16 protein-coding genes and 1 tRNA gene are annotated in these 14,222 nt (G+C 60.8%); 5 read left to right on the top strand and 12 right to left on the bottom strand.

Annotation, left to right across the window (positions count from 1 at the left end):
- Window positions 1–10 precede the first annotated feature (10 nt).
- Window positions 11–205 (top strand): hypothetical protein, encoded by a 195-nt coding sequence (locus GRX03_RS05850; protein WP_159763280.1) that lies wholly within the window; start codon window positions 11–13, stop codon window positions 203–205.
- Window position 206: 1 nt separating this feature from the next.
- Here GRX03_RS05850 and GRX03_RS05845 read toward each other — a convergent pair whose 3' ends face one another.
- The 4 genes from GRX03_RS05845 to GRX03_RS16885 form a co-directional block, all read right to left on the bottom strand.
- On the bottom strand, window positions 207–461 hold the full coding sequence (locus GRX03_RS05845) for an HAH_0734 family protein (RefSeq protein WP_159763279.1): 255 nt from the start codon (window positions 459–461) through the stop codon (window positions 207–209).
- 472 nt (window positions 462–933) lie between these two features.
- Window positions 934–1,548: a hypothetical protein gene (locus GRX03_RS05840; RefSeq protein ID WP_159763278.1), complete on the bottom strand. Its 615-nt coding sequence runs from the start codon at window positions 1,546–1,548 to the stop codon at window positions 934–936.
- A gap of 171 nt (window positions 1,549–1,719) precedes the next feature.
- Window positions 1,720–2,799 (bottom strand): tyrosine-type recombinase/integrase, encoded by a 1,080-nt coding sequence (locus GRX03_RS05835; RefSeq protein WP_159763277.1) that lies wholly within the window; start codon window positions 2,797–2,799, stop codon window positions 1,720–1,722.
- A complete protein-coding gene (locus tag GRX03_RS16885) occupies window positions 2,796–2,927 on the bottom strand; it encodes a hypothetical protein (RefSeq protein WP_267902767.1) in 132 nt (43 codons plus the stop codon). Before GRX03_RS16885 ends, GRX03_RS05835 begins: the two co-directional genes overlap by 4 nt.
- 326 nt (window positions 2,928–3,253) lie before the next feature.
- On the opposite strand from GRX03_RS16885, the gene GRX03_RS16525 reads away from it, so the two are divergent.
- The 3 genes from GRX03_RS16525 to GRX03_RS05820 all read left to right on the top strand — a co-directional run bounded on the left by GRX03_RS16525 (window position 3,254) and on the right by GRX03_RS05820 (window position 5,263).
- Complete coding sequence (locus tag GRX03_RS16525; RefSeq protein WP_201289191.1) at window positions 3,254–3,715, top strand: MarR family transcriptional regulator; 462 nt, start codon at window positions 3,254–3,256, stop codon at window positions 3,713–3,715.
- A gap of 18 nt (window positions 3,716–3,733) precedes the next feature.
- Window positions 3,734–4,108, top strand: a complete 375-nt coding sequence (locus tag GRX03_RS05825; protein ID WP_159763276.1) for a DUF7718 family protein — start codon at window positions 3,734–3,736, stop codon at window positions 4,106–4,108.
- Between the two features lie 504 nt (window positions 4,109–4,612).
- Window positions 4,613–5,263: a hypothetical protein gene (locus GRX03_RS05820; protein WP_159763275.1), complete on the top strand. Its 651-nt coding sequence runs from the start codon at window positions 4,613–4,615 to the stop codon at window positions 5,261–5,263.
- 152 nt (window positions 5,264–5,415) lie between these two features.
- Here the strand turns inward: GRX03_RS05820 and GRX03_RS05815 are convergent, their stop codons facing one another.
- The 7 genes from GRX03_RS05815 to GRX03_RS05785 all read right to left on the bottom strand — a co-directional run bounded on the left by GRX03_RS05815 (window position 5,416) and on the right by GRX03_RS05785 (window position 11,779).
- Complete coding sequence (locus tag GRX03_RS05815) at window positions 5,416–7,251, bottom strand: hypothetical protein (RefSeq protein WP_159763274.1); 1,836 nt, start codon at window positions 7,249–7,251, stop codon at window positions 5,416–5,418.
- Window positions 7,252–7,408: 157 nt separating this feature from the next.
- Window positions 7,409–8,302: a hypothetical protein gene (locus tag GRX03_RS05810; protein WP_159763273.1), complete on the bottom strand. Its 894-nt coding sequence runs from the start codon at window positions 8,300–8,302 to the stop codon at window positions 7,409–7,411.
- Window positions 8,303–8,529: 227 nt separating this feature from the next.
- Window positions 8,530–8,600 (bottom strand) — tRNA-Pro (locus GRX03_RS05805).
- 48 nt (window positions 8,601–8,648) lie between these two features.
- Window positions 8,649–9,575: an RNA-guided pseudouridylation complex pseudouridine synthase subunit Cbf5 gene (locus tag GRX03_RS05800; protein ID WP_159763272.1), complete on the bottom strand. Its 927-nt coding sequence runs from the start codon at window positions 9,573–9,575 to the stop codon at window positions 8,649–8,651.
- Window positions 9,572–10,156, bottom strand: a complete 585-nt coding sequence (gene cmk, locus GRX03_RS05795; protein ID WP_159763271.1) for a (d)CMP kinase — start codon at window positions 10,154–10,156, stop codon at window positions 9,572–9,574. Before cmk ends, GRX03_RS05800 begins: the two co-directional genes overlap by 4 nt.
- A 44-nt stretch (window positions 10,157–10,200) precedes the next feature.
- Entirely contained in the window at window positions 10,201–11,085 is an 885-nt protein-coding gene (locus GRX03_RS05790; protein ID WP_159763270.1) for a DUF106 domain-containing protein, read from the bottom strand.
- A gap of 43 nt (window positions 11,086–11,128) precedes the next feature.
- Window positions 11,129–11,779 (bottom strand): adenylate kinase, encoded by a 651-nt coding sequence (locus GRX03_RS05785; protein ID WP_159763269.1) that lies wholly within the window; start codon window positions 11,777–11,779, stop codon window positions 11,129–11,131.
- A 99-nt stretch (window positions 11,780–11,878) separates the two neighbouring features.
- Between GRX03_RS05785 and hemE the strand changes: the two genes are divergently transcribed.
- Entirely contained in the window at window positions 11,879–12,886 is a 1,008-nt protein-coding gene (hemE, locus tag GRX03_RS05780) for a uroporphyrinogen decarboxylase (RefSeq protein ID WP_159763268.1), read from the top strand.
- Window position 12,887: 1 nt separating this feature from the next.
- Here the strand turns inward: hemE and hemG are convergent, their stop codons facing one another.
- Complete coding sequence (gene hemG / locus GRX03_RS05775) at window positions 12,888–14,222, bottom strand: protoporphyrinogen oxidase (protein WP_159763267.1); 1,335 nt, start codon at window positions 14,220–14,222, stop codon at window positions 12,888–12,890.

The following is a 14,222-nucleotide window of genomic DNA, read 5'->3' as shown; positions in this document are numbered from 1 at the left end:
ACAGTTCTGTATGGACTCGCCACGGTTTCCCTCCAGCATCGAGTACGTTGCCCTCTGGGTACTGGCGATTCTCTGCTTCGGTGCCGCTCTCACCGGACCGACTGCGTTCGGCGTCGAGCGCTCGACGTGGCTTCTGTTCGCAACCGTCTTCGCGGCCGTCACTGCCGAGTACAGCGACGGGTGTGAATCTCGTTCCGAAGCGTGACCTACGCGGCCGCTTCGAGGACGGTGATCTCCTCGGCGTCGGCCGACTCGACATCCAGATGCATCGGAATGTACTCTCGCCGCTCGTAGGTCTCGCGCTCGTCCGGCTGGCCGACCGTACACCACAGTTGGACCTCCTCGGGTCCGTTGAACTCACACTGACGGTTGATCCCGAAGCAGACGTACTCGGTGCCCTCGTACTCGATGGTCGCACCCTTTCGGATACCGGGGTCCCCGTGGATGATGAGCTTCTGCATACCGAATCGTTCACACAGTGTGGGTTTAACAACTTCGGGTCGAACCGAGTGACTGCGATCCGTCAGCCACCGACTCCGGCACGGCCGCCTGCCGTATTGTGTTGACGCAATTCCGAACAGCGGCCCTCGGGAGCGACCGGTTCCGACTCTCTGTCCGAACGTTGCTGGCGGCAACACAGCTACCTGCCCGAGACTCCGTCTCCCGATACTGAGCCCGTCTTCCGTCGCTGTTCTGATAAACTAATCGTGAGTTTCAAAGAGTTTATTACCGATGGGTCGAAAGGCGACGATGGGCCTTGGAAGAGCACCCAACCCCACACTATCGAGAGATTCACTCCTGGATCTGGTTTGCAGCCACCATCGGTAGACACCACCCAGGGCCCCAACCCGAAGCCGGCCAGACGCCGACCTGAACTGCTCGCGCGCTTCTGGCCGCAACCCCCACTGTCTTTGTCACACCGACGGCGAGTCCTCACTGTTCGCGACGGCCGTACCGTCCCGAACGTCGTCGTCGCCGCTCGGTACGCGTCGGTCTGTCCCGTCCGCTGTCTGTCGATTCCTCCTGCCCACTGCCGACTGACCCACCCTCATGCCCCCCGGTCTCCAGTTGCTGGCGCACGCTTCCAGTCGATTCGCTGCTGCTGCCGTCGGTTTCCTCGTCGACGCGACGATAGGCCTGCAGCCCCATCTCGCGGAGTCGCCGGACCTGTGGCAGTGTCACGATAGTCACGACGAGTGAGGACGCGCCGAGCAGGCCCATAAAAAAGAGCGCGCCCGCGAGGAGCAACTCACCCTCCAGATACCGATTCAGCCCGAAAAAGAAAAACCCGACGCTGAATCCGGCTTCGATCTTGGCTTCGAGCAGCGAAATCGTCTCGTCGAACTTCGCGAGTCGGTTGTCGACGGCGGTCAGCGTCTCGTTCGCTTCCCGAACTGCCCGTTCGGCGTCACCCTCGATTTGCTCGACGCGTTCGAGGGTCTCGTCCGCGTTTTTCACCAGCCTCTCGGCGTTTTCCAGCGCGTCTACGAACCCCTCGTCGCCGAGGATGTTCATCATCCTGAGCATGTTCCCGAGGTCGGAGGCCATACGGTGACCAGTGGTGGCTGTGGCTTTGATGTTTGGGTCAGCCTGCAGGAGCGACCGCTCTCCGAGCGGGACTGACGACGAAAACGGTGTGATGGGACCGCCGAGGTACGCGAGTCTCTTTTTTCGCTGTTCATCCGAACGTCGGGGTTGTTGTGGTCACTCATGGCTCTGTTAGTCGAGGTAGTCACGACGCGATTCCATCCGCTTGAGCAGGTCCGGCTGGTCGTAGTGGGTCCGAATAACCTCCGGCGTGGCGTTCACGCGCTCGGCCAGCACTTCCGGCGGCCAGCCTTCATCCCGGTGGTGTGTGATCGAACCAGTACGGATACGGTGGGGAGATCGAGCCGACGGACACCGGGCCTCATAGCCGTGTTCCAGCGCCTCGCAGGTGTCGGTGTCTCGGTCGTGCGGGCAGACGCCGTATCGACACGGCTGGGTCACGATGTTGAACCGCGAGCGAATCGCACCCTTCAACATTCGACCCGTTCCCTTCTGGCTGGAGAACAACGGTTTGCGGCCCTCGCTGTCGGTGACCTCGTAGCGGTTCACCTCGATGTAGTCCTGGAGCAGCTGGCCGATCTCCTCCGAGAGCCCGACCGGGCGCTCACCTTCGAGGCTGTTCTTCAGCGGTGTGTCCGAATCCGGTCGGTGGCGCAGGTACAGAAACGGTACTTGCACGTCGTCGAGGGCTTCGCTCTCGATGGCGTCCTCGTGAGCCAGCCGTTCGAGATCGTCCTCGACGAGATAGCAGTCTCGGAGATCGAGCGAGCGAAGCGCACCGAGACGCATTCCGGTGTGCCACGCCAGCGCGAACATCGCATGGTCCCGGCTGGCGTAGTCGAACCGTTCGAGGTTTTCGAGAATCGTCTCAGCGCGCTCTGCCGAGAGTTTTTCCTCATTCGCGCGTTCGGCTTTGGAGAGGGTTGGAATCTCGACTTTCGCCGGAAGGTCAGCGGGGGCGGCCTCCACGTCGACGCAGAAATCCAAGAACAGTTTGATGGTCCCGAGTTGGTTGTTCAGCGCGCTTTTCGATAGGCCGTCAGCACGCCGATCAGAGTCGTACCGGAACACGTCTCGGCCGTCGAGGTTGTTCAGGTTCGTGATTCCGTCCTCGACGAGCCAGTCAGCGAACTGCCGGACGCGGTAGTAGTACGACTGTACGGTTTCCTCGGATTTCTCGGCCCGCTGGCGGTCGAGCCACATGTCGAGGGCCTGGTGCGGATCGAGGGGTTCGAGATCGTCGTCGCTCATCCCGACACCTCGATCTTCGTCGACGAGCGAGCAGCGAGGGTCGACTGCGCTTTTCGCTGGACACGCTCGATGATTTTCTCGGGAGTTCGTTTCTGGAACTCGGTCAGGGACGCCTGCGAACCCTTCATCTGGACACCTCCGAGAGTCCCATCATGCGGTCGCAGTTCGGACACGGCTCCGTACGCTGGCGGGAGGCAAGGAACTCAGAGTGCGGTGACCGGGTTGTTTCTCTGCAGTCTGGACAGCGGAGACGATACTGTCGACCATCGTCAACTCTCTGACGACTTGCCGGCAGATCGAGTTGGAGATTTGATTCTGATTCCATCCGTAAGTAGCATCTATTTCGTTGCTACTTAGTAGTTTTTACCAATTCGTGAATACTACAGAGTTGTTTGGATGGAGTGGGGGGCATCTGGTGAACAGCATTTACAAGACAGCAGGTACAGTCCGGTGTATGGGCGATAATACCGAACCAGATTGGTTGACTGATATGGATCTGGAGATTTTGGATGTCCTATCGACCAATCTGGTGCTGTCTCCGTCGATCATAGCAGAAAATATTGATCGGTCGAGAGAGGGTGTCTCGAATCGGTTAAACTCACTACAGGCGGGTGAGTTAGTCGAGAAAGTAGAGCGAGGGAAGTACCAGATAACGGAAGAAGGGAGTCGAGTGTACGTCGGGAAAGAGGAATACGGGAAAGACGATTGGTACAGCCCTGAAAAGTTAGGGTGGGACGAAGAAGACCAAGAGCGGTTAGCGGAGATCAGAGAAGAGCTCAACGTGAGTGAGAAGGAGTTTCAGCTACGGGTTCGGAACGAATATAACAGCATAATTAGAGAAGGTCCCGAGTTTGAAGACCCTCTAAGAGAGGCGGAAAAGAGGGTAATTGAGCGTCTGCGAGACGAAGAAAACTGAAAGAGTGGACTGCATTCCATGAGTGAGTACGACATCGCACCACCGCCGACGAGGCTCAGCGAGAGTGTCCAACTCCGATTAGCGTTCAGCAAGGAGAAAGGGACCGTCACGAAATTCATGGTTCAACTGGAGTACTGGCTCGACGGGGAGTGGCAGACAGTCGTCCGGTACGATCACGACGAGGACGACGACAGCGGGCACGATGTGACGGAGGAGGGCCTTCATCGGGACGTGTACCGACACAGAGCGAAGCACCGGGTCGAGGAAGTCACCGGCCCAATCTCGGCAAACGAAGGGTTCGAGTTCGCCGAAGAGGATTTGAAGGAGAACGTCCAAGAGTACATACGGAGATTTGAACGATGGCACGGAGTGAAAGACAGGAGCAACCTGTGAGCGACGAAGACTTAGAGCAGATGCCGGAGAAAATCGAGGAAGCTTTTGATGAAGTGCGGGACGAGCTTCCGTCTGAAGACGACGAATAGACCGGTCTACCGTCTTTTGATATCCGGTTTGTAGCTATTCGATCAGGATTCAGGATCGATTGCGGTTTCAGTCAGTACAGATGCGTATTGACTACCGTAAGTTCTGCCAGTTCAGATAGAGATCCCGTTAGCTGTGCGAAATATAGGGCGAGAGCCTGCCAATTGTTATTTGCCTCTACACTCAGACACTTATTTTTGGACTGACTATTTTTTGAGCAGATGGTCTCTTCGTGCTTTCGACGCCATTTCCTTTTTTAAGCGTCGGCACAACTGTCGCCCTTTCTGGATGTTCGTTACTTGGATTAAACTACTCAAAACAAAGCTCAGGACACAATCTCTGGGAGGGATCAAACTGGCTTTCTAATTTCATTTAGTCCACACAAGACATTTAGGATATTATATCAGTAATTGTCATATGACCCGCAGAGCATTCCTCACAGGAGTAGGAAGTTCAATCTGTTTTGCATTTGCTGGCTGTCTTGCCACTGATAACAATGATGACCCTTCTTCAAAGCCCGCGGATAGGCGTGAAGACGAAGAGTTCACTCCTGATGTTGAACCGGTAACGCGACTTGGAAAAGCCCCGAGTATATCATTTGAAGCAGCTCCTGAGCGTGCATACGAGTATCTCGAAGCGGATGACAGTGTACGGATTCACTATGACTCAGGCGAGACCAGTACAATGTCTTTTGACCGGTGGGGAACTGCCCGTGCCGTAGATCATGGTTCCGACCGACTCCAGTCTCTTTTTGAGAACAAGTCGTTGATTGGCACCGGTATCAGTATTGGACAGGGACAAGTGGAGCTATCCAACATTGAGGTGTCTTCTGGTGGAGAGCAACCAACACAAGAAGAGTTCAAATGGGGTGCCCCACTCGCCCCAATTGGATTTCACTCGCATCATTATGCACGGGATGGAGAGCTCATTTCCAAGCCCGACGTACCGTTTCAGCGACTCGTTGAAGAAGCTCCTCGATCAATGGAGATCACTATGTTATTTCCTGAGAAGGAATATACTGCTGTCCTCCCTGTTGTCTGTGACAGAACGTGGTCTAAAGATCAGTGAAAGCAGACCACAGGTGTTTCTTCACCGGATTTCCAGCAATCAGTGTCCCAACGGAGGATTTCAACATCAGGAAACCTATCCATAGATCTTACTTTAGCACAACATGGTTTAATTTTTTAGTAGTCACTGCCGGGTCAACGAGAACAGGCTAATCAGTGCCAAACGGAGGCTACAGGGGGATCATTCTCTCGGTCAACCACCGGTAATTCCTCGTCTTTCGCTACGTAGTCCTCAATGGCTTCGAGATCGATAGAGACGGTAGTTCCGTCCGCGGGCAGGTCCCAGTAGGCATACGCACCGCGATAGTTGATGATACAGCGGAACGATGATTCATCAGGCAACGTCGAGCGAACTGCCGGGTTCTCTACGTCTGAAATCGCCCGTTCTATCGCGGCATCGAGATCGTCTATATCTGTCCACCGTCGACGAGCGAGGGTGTCCTTGATCGACGACTCACACGCGGCTTTCATCGAATCCAGCGAGCGGTCCCGGACGGCCTCGCGCACGTCGGGGTCTTGCAGGTGTTCGTTCGGGTCTATTCCGCGACCGATCTTCTTCGAGCATGACGAAAACCGGCGATTCGTCGCCCAGTACAGGGCGATCTTCCACGTCGCCGCTTTGTCGCCGTAGGTCTCGCGTTCGTCGTCGGTCTTCTCGAATGAATCCGTAGCGTCGAGCAGCGATCCGAACGTCGCACTCAGGTACTTCCCGAGATACGCGCCGGCTGTCGTTTCTTCTTCTTCCGTCTCATCTCCGAACTCGATTAGATCGTGTTGCTTCGTCCGGTCACGAACCCACTGCTCGCCGTAATCGTGGTCACCAAAGCGGTACCAGTCGACGAATCCCTCTTCGTCCTGAAAGTCGGGGTCGAGGTCGTCGAGATCGTCACGGTACACCAGCGGGTAGACGTCGATGATTTCGCCTTGGCCGTAGTCCGACCACTTCGCCGCGAGTTCTTGCTTGTCGCACAGCCACGGCATGCCGTCGCTCTCACGAGTTGGAACGTCGAAAAACAGTACGTGCAGGTGCGGGTAGCCCTTTTCTGTGAACTCCAGCACCTTGATGTACTCCGGTCGTTCACGCGGTCGTCCGGTCACGTCGTCGGCAAGATCAGGCCGCCAGTTCGCTACGCTCTCTTTGCGAGTGTCTTTCTCCGTCGACGGGTCCCGCGAGAGGTAAGACAGCAGACGGTTGAAATTCGGGTTGATATTCTCGGTTCCGTCGAGCAGGTGGCGCTGTTGCTTCGGGTCGGTTGTGAACGTCGCCACAGCCGCAGTCTCGTAGTGCTCGTAGGCGTATTCGAGGGCGTCATTGAATCGTGCGTACTGCTTCGAGATCCGGCCCTCGTCGTTAAACCGCGTCTTGTACCGCTTCGTCATCTGCTGGGTGGACTCGCCGCCACGGCGATCTACGCGGTGAACATCGAACAGTAGGCGGTAGTCTTCGATCCGGTCGAGGTAGGATGTAAAATCATCGTCGAGCATCTGCTTCCCTTTCTCGTCGAGAGAATCGACGTTCGAGAGGTAATCCTGTAGAAATTGGCGGTCTCGACGAAGACCGTCAGCGTGGGCTGTTTGAGTAATGCCTTCTGTAATCAAGTCAAGAAGCCGCAGGGTGGGCGACACCATCAGAACGCCGGACGACTCCCATTTCTCGACGTACGGCTGTTCGCAGGTGGCGAGTTCGTCGACGAACCTGTATGCAAACTGGTAGTCCGGGTCCGAGCCGTCGACGCGCTCGGCCCGGTCGTTAGAAACGCCTTTGAGAGTGTATGAAACGATGTGCGTCAGCGGGGTACCTTCCGGTTTCGACGCGATGAACTTCGTTATCCGGCATCTGTCGGTATCGCGTTCTGTGAGGGAGTCGTCGATCAGCGGGCCGTGTCCGAGAAGGTCGCGCTCGTCCAGCAGGTCTGCTAAGACGGGAGTGTTACATCTATCCGCCAAGTCGAGCCCGCCAAGGTGTCCGGGGGGCTCGGCAAGGCTCATCAGGCGAGAAGGAGGGCATGGGACGGCTGGAAGTCAGTTTGAACGCGGAAGCAAGCCGAGCCACCCCCCACATGGAGGGGCGGCTCTCTGTGACCGTCACCGGACGCAGAGAGACGGACGGACGGACGGAGAGATTGGTGAGGGTCGAACAGGGGCATCATTCGAGAGCCCCCTGTTCAGTCGGTCTGTCTTCACTCTCTGGCTGGTGTGTGTCACCGTGAAAATCCCCCTCACCCACAGGGTTCGGGGGGTGCGCTCGGGCTTCCGGGTCGCCCCGCAAGGGGGCGCTTCCAGCCGGTCGAGTCGGTGCGGCCCGCTCGGGGCGCTCGCGGTCCGGTTCGGGCTGCTCGCCTGCCGGCTGCGCTGCCGGACGTGCCGGCTCTCCCTCACCCTCGCTTGCGGTGGTCTGGTCGGCCGGGTCGAGGCTCTTTGCCCACTCCGGTAGGTGGTCGCCCCGAACGTCGAGGTCGTCGAGGTCGGACTCTGCAAAACACGCTCGGCAAGTCTTCGTCAGGCTGTACGGGCTGTCGACACGGTTCAGACAGGGGTCGTTACAGCGGGGGAACCGGCAGTGGTAGGCGGCGTAGTTCGTCCAGTCGATGTCCTCGGGAACGCGGTTGAGGTGTTCCTCAGGTATCTCGTCGCGGGTACGGGAGTCGGCTTCGTGGCCCACGTCACGACCGGCGTCAGGCCGACCGGGGGAGTGGTGGAGACGCGCAGACTCACCGGGGCCGTCGTCGGCGTAGATGTGGTCATCCTCGGCGGCGTCGAGCAGGGTGAGAGCGGTACTCGTCAGCCGGACGGTCGGCCTGCCGTCGGACTGCTCGGTGACCGTGCGAACGCCGACAATCCGCTCGCTCTCGTCGGGAACGTCCCGCTCGTGATACGCGAGAACTGTTCCCTCGTCCTCGACGAGGTAGAACACGCGATCCCCGGCATCGGCTTGGAGGTACCGGAGGACGGCCACGGGGAGATCGACAGCGAGATCCGAACCGGGACGGAAGACTGCCGACCAGCCGATAGCGGTCGAGTCCGACCGGCTGGCAGTCATCGAGAACCACCGTCCTCGACGAGCCGACTTGCACGAACGAACTCACAGGGACCGTACGGCCACCGCTGGCGGCGTAACGTCTCAACGACAGCGTGTAGTCCGTTTTTTGATAGGTCGGCCCGTTCGTCGGTACTTAAAGACCGACTTAGTTTCAGATTATTCTTCTGAGAAAGTTGGCGGCTCGCACAGCTAAGACTGCTACGATGGGTATCCTGTAAGGAACGTGATGGGACCGCCGAGATTCGAACTCAGGTCCGACGCACCCCATGCGCCGAGGATACCGCTACCCCACGGTCCCGCGTTTCGAGACAACGACGGTGCCGGGATTAAGGCCTTCGATTCGGAGCTACACGAGCACCCGTTCCAGTTCGAGGACTGTCCCGGCCGAGGCGTCGGGGTCGCCGACGAGTCGCCCGAAACAGACCGCCGACCCGTTCGGGGTAAAGCAGGCCACGAGAGCAGCCTCGTCCACAGGAGTGCCGTCGATGGGGGCGGCCTCGGCGTCGATCACGCCGGGCGCGTAGACCGGTGCACCCTCGGCAACTTCGCGGGCGGCGCTGGGCGCGATAATCAGTCGCGGCAGCGACCGCAACGCTCGCTCGGCGGGCGCGACCACCTCCCGGATCCACTGCTCGTCGCCGTCCTCGGTCCAGAACGCGAGCGCGTCGGCGAACTCCTCCATCGTCACCAGATCGCTGTCGTCGAACTGCCCGGTCTGGCTTCGCCGGAGATCACCCATGTGCGCGCCGGTGCCCAGGGCGAGTCCGATGTCGTGACAGAGCTTTCGGATGTACGTTCCGGCTTCACAGCGAATCCTGAGCAGCGCCTGCCGGCCGTCCAGTTCGAGCAGGTCGAGGTCGTGGATTCGACGGCTCCGTAGTTGCCGCTGGACTGCGCTCTTTCGGGGTGGCTTCTGGTAAATCTCGCCCTCGAACTCCGCGAGCGTGGCCTCGAAATCAGACGGCGGCGGTCCCTGGAGTTCGAGCACGGCGATGTACTCCTTGTCGCTCCGGGCGAACACCTGTGCGAGTCTGGTCGCGTCGCCGAACAGCGACGGCAGCGACCCCGTGACCTTCGGGTCCAGTGTGCCGGTATGTGCAACTCGGTCGAGCATCTCGCCGTCGCCCGTCCGTGTCCCGGCCTCGTTGACGAGTCGTTTGAGCCAGTCGGCGACCTGATGGGAGGTCGGGCCGGGCGGTTTGTCGAGGTTGCAGACGCCGAAGGAGAGCAGTTCTCCGACGGTTCGCTCGCCAGGTGGATCGCGGAGGCTCATTCCCCGAAGTCGTACTCGACGCCGGTGATCGATACCATTCCCTCGTCGCCCGTCTCGTCGTAGCTCTCGACCGCCCGAAGAGCGAGATCCGTGACGCCGTCCGCGTCCCACCGGGCCGTGTTGATGACGAGATCGTAGATCCGCAGATCGTCGATATCGATGCCGTAGTACTCCTGATACCGCAGCGCCTCGCTGTCGGCGCGGGCCTGCGTCTCCTCGCGGGCCTGTTCGGGGGATTTGTCCTCGCGGTCGGCGATTCGTTCGGCCCGAACGTCGAGCGGTGCGTCGAGCCAGAGCCGAAGGTCGGCGTACTCGCCGGCCATCCAGCCGGCCAGCCGGGATTCGAGCACGAGGTCGTCGCGCTCGCGGGCCGTCGACCGGAGCCGCCGGTCCAGGTCGCGGTCGATCTGATCGTCTTCCTCCGCGCGGCGGTTCAGCTCCAGAGGGGTGAGTCCGCGCTCCTCCGCGATCGATCGAAAGATATCACCGCCCGAAACGTGGTCGTAGCCGAGCTCCGTCGCGAGAGCGTCCGCGAGTGTGCTCTTACCGGAGCCTGCCGGACCAGATACGGTAATCAACATACGGGATATGACGTGGTGGGGCTAAAAGAGGTTGCGTGTTTCGATCAGCCGGGGGTCGTCTGGACGTTCAGGGCCTTGCGCATGATCTGGCCGAACCCGAGCGAACAGACGAAATACCAGACGATCCAGACCTCCATCGGGCCGACGAGCTTGGTTCGCCAGGAGCTGATCTCGCCTGCGATCGGGAGGACCAGCGCCGGTGAACTCCCGCCGACCCCGACGTCGATGGTCATCCAGTACAGCCAGAGGAACACCGGGATGGTGAACAGCATGATCCAGACCATCGGCCGGAACTGTGCCTTGAACACTCCGAGGTTCTCGGACATCATCTCCATCTGCTCCTGCTGGATCTGTTCGAGCGCCTCGTCGTCGCCGCGCTCTTTGGCCTTCTCACGCCGCTCTTTGAGCTTCTCTGTCTGTTCGCGGTAATCGCTCATCACTTCCGTGTTGCCGAGGTTGTCCTGGAAGATAGCTGATGCGAGCCCGGTCATCACCGCGAGGACGAGGATGACGACGTAGAACGGTAGCAGGTCGTTGAGCGGCCCGACGAGGATATCGATCGTCGAACCGATCGCCTGTCTGGCCGAATCGAAGGCGTACCCGGCGAACATCCCGACTGCGGTCACCGCCGCCAGTTTGTCGTAGGTGGTCCAGGAGGTGTCCTGATCGGAGAGGTCGGCCGGATCGGCCTCGTCCAGTGCCTCCCGGATTCCGTCGGGGTCCTCGATGACGAACCCCTCGCCGTCGGCGTCGGTGAGCATCCCCGTCTCGATGAGCCGTCCCCACTCGCCGCTGGTGATCTCGTCGGAGACGTCGCTCCAGGTGACCGAGCCCTGCTCCTCGGCGACCGATAACACCGCCTGCAAGGCGTCGGTCATGTGCTCGCCCTCCTCGGCGAGTTCGTCTACTTTCTGTGCTGTTCGTGGCATTGGTTGTCTCTAGGCTGACCGAGTACTATCAAGCTTTTACTCCTCACTCCGCGTGTTCGTCGACGGTCGCTTTGATATCGTCCCAGACGCCGTCGGGTGTCTGCTCGCCGTCGATCTCGACGAAGTCCTCGCGATCCTGGTAGTATTCGACGACTGGCTGGGTCTCCTCGTCGAAGACGTCGAGGCGGTTCTCGACGGCCTCGCGGGTGTCGTCGTCACGCTGGATCAGTTCGCCGCCGCAGTCGTCACAGACGCCCTCGGCCTCGGGCTGGTCGAACTCGACGTGGTAGTTCGCGCCGCAGTCGTCACAGACCCGTCGACCGGTGAGCCGGTCGATCAGTTCCTCGCGGCCGACCGACAGCGAGAGGATCACGTCGAGGTCGGTCATAGATTCGAGTTCCTCGGCCTGGTCGATGTTGCGCGGGTAGCCGTCCAACACGAAGCCGTCGGCGTTCGACAGCGCCTCCTCGACGATTTCGTTGACCACGACATCGGGGACGAGATCGCCCGCCTCCATGTACGCACGCGGGGTGTCTCGATCCGTGTCGAGGTGGCTCAGGTCCATGTCCTTGTTCGCTCGCAGCGCGTCACCGGTCGTGATGTGATCGATGCCGTACTCCGAGACGAGGTTGCTGCTCTGTGTTCCTTTGCCTGCACCTGGGGGGCCGATGATGAGAATCCGTGGTGCTCCCATGGGTGTCCCTTCCGAGGCTGTCGTTAAATGGTTATCCAAATGCGCTGGCGGTTCGCGGTATCAAAAGCCCTTAACTCCCCACAGTCGAATCAGGGAGCAATGGATCACCTCCTCGTTCGTGCTGCCCGTGGGGAACGGACCGAGCGGCCGCCGGTCTGGCTGATGCGCCAGGCGGGCCGTCACATCCCCGAGTACCGCGACCTCCGCGAGGAGTACAGTTTTCTCGAAGCCATCAAAACCCCGGAAGTCGCGGCGGAGATCACGCTGCTGCCCTGGGAGTACTACAGGCCCGACGGCGTCGTGATGTTCTCCGACATCCTGACGGTGCTCGAACCGCTCGGCTTCTCCTATCACATCGAAAGCGGTGTCGGCCCGGTCGTCGACGACCCCGTCACCGGACCCGACGATGTCGACCGATCACACGGCGACGTGACCAGAGAACTCGACTACGTCGGCGAACTGCTCGTCCGCCTGAACCGGCGCGTCGGCGACGAGACGGCCGTGATCGGCTTCGCCGGCGGCCCGTTCACGCTGGCTTCCTACGCCGTCGCCGGGGGGCCGAGCAGAACGAACATGCCGCTCCGACGGCTCCGGGCACAGCATCCCGAGGCCTTCCGCACCCTGCTCGAATCGTTCACCGCAGTCGTCAAGGAGTACCTGCAGTTCCAGATCGGCAACGGTGCCGACGTCGTCCAACTATTCGACACCTACGCCGGCACGCTCACGCCCGAGGACTACCGGGAGTTCGTCCTGCCGTTGCATCAGGAGATTTTCGACGCGCTGGACGCGCCGACGATCGTCTTCGTCCGCCGGATGAACGGCCGACTCGATCTCCTGCAGGAGTCGGGCGCGGACGCGGTCGGCCTGGACTGGACGGTCGACATCGGGGAGGCGCGCGAGCAACTCGGCGATACGCCGGTCCAGGGGAATCTCGACCCCTCGTATCTGTTCGCCGACCCCGAGTTCGTCCGCGAGAAGACCCGCGAGATCATCGACAAGGCCGGTCCGGAGGGACACATCCTCAACCTCGGCCACGGCGTCAACAAGAACACGCCCGTCGAGTCGGTCAGGGCCTTCGTCGAGACGGCAAAAGAGATCCAGCGGTAGCTCAGTCGTCGGCCTGTGCCGTCGCGGCGGAGCTGTCCGTACTCGCCGCCGACTCCGAACCGCGCTGGTCGACCCGCCCGGTCAGCGAGTCCGCGAGCTCTCGGGCCTCGCGCACGCGGCTCGGGATTCCCATCCGGGCGGTGTAGTTCGTCGCCAGATCGACTCCCTCGGGCGTCTCGACATCTTCGAGCGCCCACCAGGACTGATCCCACGCGGGGAAGCCCGGATCGAGTCGCGCCACGTCGATCGCCGAGGAGTCTGCGCCGGTGACGGTCTCGAACTCCTCGCGAGCGATCTCGATCAGTCGCTCGTCGGATTGCTCGACCAACTCGGGCTCGTGCATGCCGCCGAGGAAGACCGTGTAGACGCCGTCGCGGTCGAACATACTCGCGTTCCAGGAGGCCCCCAGCGTGTGCAGATCCTCGCCGTAGCCCACCTGATAGCCGAAGCCCTCCCGGTCGAGGTCGGCTTCGAGGTACACCAGCGCGAGCGGGTTGTACCGCAGCGAGTCCAGATCGTCGATCCCCGTCGTGATGCCGTCGAGCAGATCGGCGGTCACGCTCGCCGGCGTCGTGCAGACGACGTGATCGAACTCCTCGGTCCCGCTGTCGGTCTCGACCCGGAAGGCGGTCTCCGGTCCGTCGACCGGTTCGATGTCGGTGACCGGCGTCGATAGCTCGATCCGGTCGCGGTAGGTCTCGGCGACGGCGTTCGGGAGCTGTTGCATCCCCCGCTCCATCGAGGCCGGCGGCGCTTTCTGGCCCTGTCCGACCCGCTTGCGGAACGCTTGCAGGAAGCTTCCCGCCTTCTCCTCGCGTTCCATGAGGCTGTCCAGCGCGTACGCCGCGGGCATCTCTGCCGGATCGGAGCCGTAGATCCCGCCGTACAGCGGGCCGATGAACTTCTCGTAGGCTTCCCGTCCGAACTTCCGGACGAACAGATCACGAGCCGTCTCCTGTTCCATCCCTGGCCGGGTGAAGACCTCGGCGAGCAGGCGGGCCTTGCCCGTCCACGAGAGCAGGTCCGTTCGGAAGAACTCCTCGACCGACAGCGGCGCGCGGCCGAGTTTGCCGTCGGCGTAGACGTACAACTTCTCGTCGCCGGCCTCGACGAAGGCGTCGCCGACGCCGGCGGCCTCGGCGAGTTCGGCCACGCCGGGCGTCTTGCGCATCCGCTGTGGCCCCGCTTCGAGCACGCGTCCGTCGACGTGGCGGGTCTGGATCACGCCGCCCGGCTCCTCGCTGGCCTCGAAGGTGGTGGAGTCGATCCCCTCCTCGGCCAGGTAATGCGTCAGCGCCAGTCCCGTGATCCCGCCGCCGATGATGCCAACTCGCAT

This window comes from Halovenus carboxidivorans (assembly GCF_009831575.1).
Taxonomy (GTDB): domain Archaea; phylum Halobacteriota; class Halobacteria; order Halobacteriales; family Haloarculaceae; genus Halovenus; species Halovenus carboxidivorans.
This window is presented reverse-complemented; position numbering and strand designations above follow the sequence as displayed.

Bases quoted from the DNA above. Each gene is read 5' to 3' on its own strand.
- GRX03_RS05850 (WP_159763280.1), top strand. From the start codon at position 11: ATGGACTCGCCACGGTTTCCCTCCAGCATCGAGTACGTTGCCCTCTGG.
- GRX03_RS05845 (WP_159763279.1), bottom strand. From the start codon at position 461: ATGCAGAAGCTCATCATCCACGGGGACCCCGGTATCCGAAAGGGTGCG.
- GRX03_RS05840 (WP_159763278.1), bottom strand. From the start codon at position 1,548: ATGGCCTCCGACCTCGGGAACATGCTCAGGATGATGAACATCCTCGGC.
- GRX03_RS05835 (WP_159763277.1), bottom strand. From the start codon at position 2,799: ATGAGCGACGACGATCTCGAACCCCTCGATCCGCACCAGGCCCTCGAC.
- GRX03_RS16885 (WP_267902767.1), bottom strand. From the start codon at position 2,927: ATGAAGGGTTCGCAGGCGTCCCTGACCGAGTTCCAGAAACGAACTCCC.
- GRX03_RS16525 (WP_201289191.1), top strand. From the start codon at position 3,254: ATGGGCGATAATACCGAACCAGATTGGTTGACTGATATGGATCTGGAG.
- GRX03_RS05825 (WP_159763276.1), top strand. From the start codon at position 3,734: ATGAGTGAGTACGACATCGCACCACCGCCGACGAGGCTCAGCGAGAGT.
- GRX03_RS05820 (WP_159763275.1), top strand. From the start codon at position 4,613: ATGACCCGCAGAGCATTCCTCACAGGAGTAGGAAGTTCAATCTGTTTT.
- GRX03_RS05815 (WP_159763274.1), bottom strand. From the start codon at position 7,251: ATGAGCCTTGCCGAGCCCCCCGGACACCTTGGCGGGCTCGACTTGGCG.
- GRX03_RS05810 (WP_159763273.1), bottom strand. From the start codon at position 8,302: ATGACTGCCAGCCGGTCGGACTCGACCGCTATCGGCTGGTCGGCAGTC.
- GRX03_RS05800 (WP_159763272.1), bottom strand. From the start codon at position 9,575: ATGAGCCTCCGCGATCCACCTGGCGAGCGAACCGTCGGAGAACTGCTC.
- cmk (WP_159763271.1), bottom strand. From the start codon at position 10,156: ATGTTGATTACCGTATCTGGTCCGGCAGGCTCCGGTAAGAGCACACTC.
- GRX03_RS05790 (WP_159763270.1), bottom strand. From the start codon at position 11,085: ATGCCACGAACAGCACAGAAAGTAGACGAACTCGCCGAGGAGGGCGAG.
- GRX03_RS05785 (WP_159763269.1), bottom strand. From the start codon at position 11,779: ATGGGAGCACCACGGATTCTCATCATCGGCCCCCCAGGTGCAGGCAAA.
- hemE (WP_159763268.1), top strand. From the start codon at position 11,879: ATGGATCACCTCCTCGTTCGTGCTGCCCGTGGGGAACGGACCGAGCGG.
- hemG (WP_159763267.1), bottom strand. From the start codon at position 14,222: ATGCGAGTTGGCATCATCGGCGGCGGGATCACGGGACTGGCGCTGACG.